Here is a 7,171-nt window from a genome sequence, read left to right on the forward strand (position 1 = left end):
CCGGCCGGGGCGACCGCCATGTCTTCGTCTTCGGCCACGAGCCGGCGTTCGAGACCAACCACAAAGACAACCTGGCCTTCTTTCCGGAGGCGCGCGATCGCTTCTGGGACAGCCTCGGCGCCGCCGGCGCCCGGGTTTATCTCTGCGGGCATGACCACTTCTACAACCGGGCTTTGATCCGGGACGGTGCCGGCCGGGAAATCCGGCAGATCATTGCGGGGACGGGAGGCGGCAGCCTGAAGGCCTGGCCCGGCGCCTACGGCGACAAGCGGGTGATCGGCGAGTTCCACGACGACAAGCACCGCGGGTATCTTCTTGTCACCGTCGAAGAGTTGCGGGCGACGATCGAGTGGAAGGCTCTGTTGGATGAGGGCGGTGCCGCCGTTTGGCGGGTCCTCGATTCCTTCGCCTACTCGCTCATTCCACGGCACTGATCGGGCCTTCATCAGGACTTGGGAGAAGCACCACCCGGACTTTGCTACCTTCTCTCGGCATATAATGCTGTTTGAATTGTCAAATATAGCATTTATAATAATCTTCGTTTAGTTGATGGCTTATTTCGGAGGGGAAGATGCCGCGGCGCATTCCGAAAATTGGAATTCCTTCGACTCTATTACTGTTATCGATTCTCGTTGGAGCTCAGCAAATTGAGACGGTGAACCGCGTCCGTGTGATCCACAATGAAAAGGGCGGGAAATGGGGCGCCGATTTGAAAGTTCGGCTGGAGCTGGTCCGGACGATCGGCGGGCTCGACGCCGAAGAGAATCTGTCGTTCTACAATCCCTCCGATATCGTCAGGGATTCTTTGGGGAATATCTATATCCTGGACTCCGGCAACAACCGCATCCAGAAGCTCAATCCAGAGGGGAAATATCTTAAAACTATAGGAAGAAAAGGACAAGGTCCGGGTGAGTTCCAAGAAGCCTATTCCATGGACATCGACGAGGCGGATGACCTCTTCGTTTTAGGGAGCGGACGCATCGAAGTCTTTTCGTCGGGAGGACGACCGTTAAAGACGATTAAGTTATCAGATTTCTTTACGATTCGGATCAGACTTCTGAAAGCCGGCCTTATAGCTAGAATAAGGGGTCGGAGTTTTAAAATGGCGATGAAGCAAGGTAAGAAGCTCCCCAATCTTTTGGATGTGATCGATCAAAAAGGAAAGATCAAGTTCGCCTTTGGGGACCCCACGGATTATGGAGACAGGGTAACGAGTTATTACGCCAATCAATTCCAACTGGATACAGACTCGGAGAAGAACATCTGCTTGAGCTTTTGGCAACAAAACAGGATCGAGAAATATTCGCCGGACGGAAAGATCCTCTGGCGCGCGGACAGGCCTTTGAATTTTAGGACGGACGTTATTGAAAAGGGTTCCATCGATCGGAAAAGGGGTAATCAGGAAATACAGCCAAAGATTAATACCGTATCCAAGGGCATTGCGGTGGATGGTCAAGGCAGAATCTGGGTTGTGACTTTGCGTCGCCAGCTAGCCAAGGAGGAGGAATCCCTGGGCAGTTCAATCGTATCGACGGATACCGGGGTGGTTGCTCGAACAAAACCCGTCCAGCCCAAGATCGTGAAGGCGAATGTCTATAAGCTCGAGATTTTCGATTCGGTCGGCATCCTCTTGGGCGAAATTCCGCTTGCCCACCATGCTGATGGAATTCGGATATTTAAGGATAATTTGTTCATCCGTGAAGACAACGAGGCGATGTTCTATCAGTATCAAATCGTTGAGAAATGAAATGAAAGGATTATTCTGATTTGATTACATTAGCCTCCGGCTTGAGGCCTGATTTATCAGGCGGATCTGGGGATAAGGAGGCTTGACTTCGTTGGCTTATGTAATTACAGTAATTACATGAAATCCGTCGAAGTCAAAATCGCCAAGATCGGCAATTCCCGCGGCGTCCGTCTTCCGGCGGAAGTTCTCAAGCGCTACCGGATGGATTCCATCGTTCTCATGGAGGAGACCGCCGAGGGAATCGTCCTGCGGCCATCCGGCTCGGCCGTGAAAAAACTCTCCTGGGAGGAGACGGCCGCGGAGATGGCGGCGGAGGGGGAGGATTGGAGCGACTGGGAATCAGTCGTCGGCGACGGCTTGGAAACCGTTCCGTGGACTTGCGAAGCGCCGAAGAGAGTCATGGAAAAGACCGCGGCCTATCGATCGAAGTCGGATTCCACGAAGAAAACGGTCCGACGCTTTGAGATCCTTTGGGCCGATATGAACCCGGTCCGCGGCGCCGAGACGGCCAAATCGAGACCCGTAGTGATCGTCAGCCGGGACGATCTGAATGCCCGCCTCCAAACGGTCGTTATCTGCCCTCTGACGAGCCGATTGCATCCGCATTGGAAATCCAGGCTCCAGGTCGTTTGCGCCGGGCGACCCGCGGAAATCGCCGTCGACCAAATCCGGGCCATTAGCCGGTCCCGACTCCTCAAAAAGATAGGGTCTCTGTCCGATGGCGAGTCCGCCGCCCTCGGCCGCCTTATCACCGAGATGTACGGCGAATAGGCAGAAGACGGCCGTTTAATAGATCCGCACCATGGCGCAGCCCCTGACTAGGGGCACGTCCAAGGCGATGACGCCGTCCCGCCGCGAGATCCTCACGGGAACCGGCTTTTCGACTCCGGGGTGGATGGCCGCAGCCGACGAGTTCGGCCCTGCCGCGCCCAAGCCCCGCAGAACGACTCGAACCGAAGTCTTGGCGCCTCCGAACACGACCGGGACCGCATATCCGCCGGGGACTTGGAAGGCGTTGGCCTTGGCCGCGGCGTTTTCAACCGCGCAGGCGTGCGGCGCGAGGACCCATTTCTTGCCCCGCATCGCGTCCAGTAGCGAACCGTAGTCCAGATAGGCCCGCTCGGTCATGGCGTCCGGGACAAGCGAGTGGTCGTTTTCCGGGAAAGGGGCCATGGGGTAGACGCCGAGATATAGGTACTTCTGGAAAAAGGCGTCGGGATCGCTTTTCATGTCGCCGGCGCTGTCGGTCCAGCCGAGAACGGTTTTGCGGATGCCCAGCAGCGCGGTCAGGTTCAGGGGCGCGCCGCGATAGGTGAATTCGTCGAAGAAGCCGTCGGTGGACTTTAAAAGATCGATCCGCTTGGTGTGATTGTTGACGAAGACGGCCTGTCCGGCCTCGTGCAGCAGCGGCGTCAGGCGGGCCATCAGGTCGCGCCAGGAATTGGCCAGCGAGCGGGCGGGGCGGCCCTCGAACCAGGTCGCGCCATCGTCGCGCAGATCGTTGTACATCCGGAGCCAGTCCATCCGGTCGATGCAAATGCCCGAGGATTCCGGGAACAGGGCAACCTGACGGCGGGCCTGGTCGAGCAGAAAGTCGCGGTAGACCGGCTCGCCCGGATCGAGGACGATGCCGCCCTCCCAGGTGTAATAGGGCCCGTCGACTCGGGTCTTGGCGATCCGCTTCAGCCGTTCGGGATCGGTCCGGGAGGGGACCCGCAGAATGGCCTGGCCCAGGACTTTATGAGTGAATGTGTTGGCGTCTCGCCAGGTCTCGGCTTCGGGCAGCGCCTGGAAGGCCGGCGGCGGCCAGAGAATCTTAGCCCCGAACTCGGTGACGTTGAAATAATTGAGGACGAAGAACCCCTGGGCTCGCATCCGGCGGATGTAATCGCGGATGCCGGCGATCGAAGTCGTGTTGCCGCCGAAGCGGGTCCACGATTCCCCCTCCGCGACGGGTGGGAGGAACATGCCCATGTAGGGAAAATCCCAGCTCGCCTTCCAGTTGGTCCGGAAGGCCATCTTCTTCAGCTTGGCCTCGTCGAGCGGTCCTTCGTAGGCCGAGTAGGCGCCCGTTCCGGCGAGATCGTCCGCTTTCGCCACGGCCGGGTCGAAATAGTCGGGATAGCGGGCCGCCATCCAGCGCAGGCCGCCCCGCCAGTCCGCCTCGTGGACGACGAGATCGGCGGCGAAACGGAGCGCGGCCCCGGCCCGGATGCGGTGGTTGGTGCGGGCGAAGACGACCTCGCCCGCCGGGCTCGTCGTCAGGGTCATGTCCAGGTACGGATCTTCGGGCGAGAGGACCAGGCTCAAGCCCAGATCGCGGTCCGCCTCGAGGATGCTGGCCAGCGGGATGCCGAACAGGTCCGGCTGAAAGGGGATGAAAGCCAGCCCGGGATTCTTCGTGGTGAAGGCGGGGGCGCCGAAGAAAAGCCGCGCCCCCGTGAACGGCATGGGGACCAGAGGATCGGTCCAATCTCCGACTTGTGCGTCGGGCAGGACGCCCGCGGCCACAAGGTCGGCCCAAGCGGACGACTGGAAGCGTCCCTGCCGGGAATCCCCCCAAGGGGTCCAGAATTTCGCCCGCCAGGGTTCAGGGTAAGTGATCGCCGTCTCGATCGCCGTGCTCCAGGGCCCGCTCGTTCCCTCGATTTCGATCTCCCAGCGGAGGCTCCCGGGCGTCGGGCGGAAGCGTTCGATCAGCCGGCAGGAAGCGCCGTTCCCGGCGGCCAGCATTTTCTCGAATTCGGCGCCGCCGTCCGCCGTTTGGCGCGAAGCGACGGGGCCTTGCACGGTGCAGCCCGCCAGCCTGGTTTCGCCTTTGAGCGCGCGGCGGATGCCGCTCGCGGGAAGTATCAGGCCGACAATCCTGCCGTCGGGCGAAAGCTCGATCGAGAGGTTCCCCGACGAGACGATCAAGGGCGCGGCCGCCGTCTTGTTTGGGACCGCGGCATTCATCGGCCCAGCCAGCAGGAGGCAGCCCGCCAACGCGATCGCGGTTTGAAGGCCAAGGCGCGGCCGTGTGCTTTTCGCTTCCATCTCGTTCTCCTCGCGGCCGTCAGCCCGCGCCGGCGCGAATGCTAGCGGGTCATGACCCGCAATTCGGCCTTCCCGAACATCGCCGGCGCGCCGTCCTTGATGATTGTCTCGGTCAGCCGGAAAGCGCCGGACTCGTCCTTGCCGACCGTCAGTCGACGGATGCGGTATTTCCCTTTTTCGTAATCGAAGGTCTTGCCGTCGTCCTCATAGAGGTCGACGGAGCCGCCGGTGCGGCCGTAGAAACGGACTTCGAGAGTCCGGCCGTAGGCCTGTTCGCTGTTTGTCACCGGCTCCTTCAGCATCGGGATGAGCGAGCCTTCCCGAACGTAGAGCGGGATTTCGCCGGTCTCGGTCGTGGTCTTGATCCGGCCGCCGCTTCGGGTATATGTCCCGGTGTAAAAATCGTACCAGTTCCCCTCGGGCAAAAGGATTTCCCGCGACCAGCCTGTCTTGTCGCTGAAGGGCGCGACCAGGATCGAGGGGCCGAACATGAACTGGTCCTCAACCCGGTCGAGCGCGGGGTCCTCCAGGACCATCGGCCGCAGCGGCGGGACACCCTCGAAATGGTAAGCCGCGAAGGCGCTGTAGAGATAAGGCAGGAGCCGCATGCGAAGCCCGATCGCCTCCCGGACCTTGTCCGTCGCGGCCGGGAAGTGCCACGGCGTGACACCTGACGACCAGGCGTTGAGCTGGGCCAGGGCCGAAAAGCAGACCAATTGCATGCGGTCGAGCCAGTCGCGCTCGTTCTTGGCGTCGCGGATCTCCGGCGTCCAGAGGACGCCGGCCAGGCCGGCCGCCGAAACCCCCGTGATGTATTCCTTCAGGTCGTAAGCGTCGCTGTAGATGGCGAAGGGATAGCCGGAAGCGGCCCCGTTCGAGGCCCGGACCAGCCCGTAGGTGCGGATATTGCGCGCCTTGAACAGCCCCTTGAAGATCAGTTCCTGCATCATCAGGCCGTAGGCTTGGCGCATGACCGGAGCGGGTGTCCCCGACGGGAAGGAGGCGTGGTCGGGCCACAACCAGACGTCGTAGCCGTCCACTTCGTCGATCTTGTATCCGCTGATCCCGATCCCGATGTGATCGCGGCCGTGTTGTTCCAGGAGGGCCCGCCGGGCCTCGGGCAGGGTGTAATCGGGCACCAGCCCCAGCCAGACCATATGCGATCCCGAAAGCGGAAAGAGGGTCTCATACAACCGGCCGGCGGGCGAGACGTAGGGATTCTCCCAGAGGTTGAGGCGGATACCTTTCTTCAGCAATCCGGCTACGAATCCGGCCGGATCGGGGAAGCGCCTGGTTTGCCATTCGAAGGTGCAGGGGTAGGACTTGGTCATCCAGCCGGGCTCGAGCCCGACGACATCGAGGGGGATTCCTCGCGCCTCGAACTCGGCGACTTCCTTGCGGACGCGGTCGGCGTCGGCGGCCGCATGGACGCGGTGCCAGAATCCCAGGCCCCAAAGCGGCGGCAGGGCGCCGCCGCCGCAGAGCAGGTTGTAGCGGGCGACCACATCGGCCGGGTTTTCGCCGGCCAGGACGACGATATCGACGCCCGGCCCGTCGATCAGCATCTCGACCGCGTCGGACTTGGGCTGGGAATCCCAGGCCGGGGAGGGCTCGCCGGGCGGCGGGTTGCGGTCGACCGGCGCGGGATTCCGCCGCGAATCCTTGCGGTTCCCGACCCGGGCGTAGACCTTGAGATAGCGGGCCGTGTCGATGAAGACGCCGTAGCCGCGGCTGGAGATGTAGAACGGGACCGGCGCGTGCGTCCGGCCGCCGCCCGTCGACCAGTGATCGACGTTTAGCGTCAACACGCCCTGGCTCTTGCCCAGGCCGTCGAACTGAAGTCCGAATCCGTAGAGCTTCTCGTCGGGAGCGCAGGGGATGCGGAGCGCGATCTTTCCGTCCGCCGTCCGCTCGAAGGAGATCGGCTCGGCGGCGAAAGGGAAGTCGCGCTCGGGCCGCTTGGCCAAGGCGGTGAGCCGCGGCGGCTCCGCCGCCAGGCTCGTGTAGCGGATCTCGCCCGACACGTCGCCCGCCTTGGCCCGCCAGACGCCCGGGGCCGTCTTGTCCCAGTCGGCGATCGGCGTCAGCGCCGCCAGGCCGGCCGGCCGCTTGATTTGAGCCGGGGAGGCCGCGGCGGCAATGCCTAAGAAGATGAGAGTTGCGAATCCGAACGGCAAACGGAAATCTTTCATGGCGCAGAAACCTTCCTCTCCCTCCCCGCGGGGAGGGGCCGCCCGGCGTCGGCTTGACCGGGAACGCTTAGCGCCCGACGGTGATCGTGGTCCAGCCGCTGTCGGGATCGTTGCCCTTGACCTCGAGGCCGGCCATGATCTGCCAGGTGTGGGAGGCGTTGACCCCCAGGTAGGTCGGCCGGGCGTCGGCCGGGAT

At 62.1% G+C, this 7,171-nt stretch carries 5 protein-coding genes; 3 read left to right on the forward strand and 2 right to left on the reverse strand.

The genetic code is table 11. The features are described from left to right. From NTZ26_05605 to NTZ26_05615, 3 genes are all read left to right on the forward strand, one after another. The coding region (locus NTZ26_05605; protein ID MCX6559974.1) for a hypothetical protein at positions 1–434 on the forward strand (434 nt) is incomplete at its 5' end. A 137-nt stretch (positions 435–571) separates the two neighbouring features. Further along, positions 572–1,747: a 6-bladed beta-propeller gene (locus NTZ26_05610; GenBank protein MCX6559975.1), complete on the forward strand. Its 1,176-nt coding sequence runs from the start codon at positions 572–574 to the stop codon at positions 1,745–1,747. A gap of 117 nt (positions 1,748–1,864) precedes the next feature. Further along, positions 1,865–2,518, forward strand: coding sequence for a type II toxin-antitoxin system PemK/MazF family toxin (locus tag NTZ26_05615; protein MCX6559976.1), 654 nt, complete (start codon positions 1,865–1,867; stop codon positions 2,516–2,518). 15 nt (positions 2,519–2,533) lie between these two features. Here the strand turns inward: NTZ26_05615 and NTZ26_05620 are convergent, their stop codons facing one another. After that, a complete protein-coding gene (locus NTZ26_05620) occupies positions 2,534–4,783 on the reverse strand; it encodes a hypothetical protein (GenBank protein ID MCX6559977.1) in 2,250 nt (749 codons plus the stop codon). Positions 4,784–4,824: 41 nt separating this feature from the next. Next, positions 4,825–6,975, reverse strand: coding sequence for a DUF5110 domain-containing protein (locus NTZ26_05625; GenBank protein ID MCX6559978.1), 2,151 nt, complete (start codon positions 6,973–6,975; stop codon positions 4,825–4,827). Positions 6,976–7,171: the final 196 nt, after the last annotated feature.

The organism is Candidatus Aminicenantes bacterium (genome assembly GCA_026393855.1).
Classification (GTDB): Bacteria; Acidobacteriota; Aminicenantia; order Aminicenantales; family UBA4085; genus UBA4085.